Below are 813 nucleotides of genomic sequence, written 5' to 3' on the forward strand. Positions count from 1 at the left end.
CGACATTTTTTTTAGAGTTGAGAAATAACGACCTATTTCTAAGAGAATATGCTGCTGCAAATTTTTTAAAGAACTATGTCAGAGAAAGCGTGCTATGCAAAGCGTGCAAAGGCGTCTTGTGCCGCATGAACAATAATGCCGTGTCGCCTAGCTAACGCGTCATGATCACGGTCGTAGCCACCACCAATCACTGTAGCAACTGGAATCGCTCGATCTAGACAATGCTCAAGCACTAAGTCGTCTCGTGCGCGAATCCCTTCCAGCGAAATATTAAGGTTCCCCAACGCATCGCCTTTCCATACATCAACGCCTGCATCGTATAAAACAATGTCGGGTTGAAAGTGTTCGAGCAACCGCACGAGCGTTTGCTCAACGATATGGAGGTACTCCATGTCACGCATCCCAACGGAGAGGCCGACATCCAAATCGCTTTCCTGCTTGCGGAATGGAAAATTCTTTTCACAATGCACGGAACAACAAAATATCTGCTCATCTTCCTGCAGTATGGCTGCGGTACCATCGCCCTGATGCACATCGCAATCGAAGATCAAGACACGTTGAACTTGCCCTCGAGCAACTAAAGTGCGACTCACAAACGCGAGATCGTTAAGCAAACAGTACCCAGAGCCAAAGTCATAATGCGCATGGTGTGTTCCACCCGCCAAATGCACGCCTACGCCAAACTCTATGGCTAATTCGGCAGCGTACAGAGTACCGTTTGGGGAGATGAGCGTCCGCTCTATGAGAGCTTCACTCCACGGTAGGCCTATACGACGCAAAGCCTTGGGGTCTAGTGTGTTATGAGTCAAATCA

General features: G+C 48.5%; 1 protein-coding gene. It reads right to left on the reverse strand.

All coding sequences use genetic code 11. The features are described 5' to 3' along the window. Positions 1 to 92 precede the first annotated feature (92 nt). On the reverse strand, positions 93 to 813 hold a 721-nt coding region (locus A3739_RS10375; RefSeq protein ID WP_156502530.1), incomplete at its 5' end, for a histone deacetylase.

It is taken from the genome of Oleiphilus sp. HI0067 (assembly GCF_001635735.1).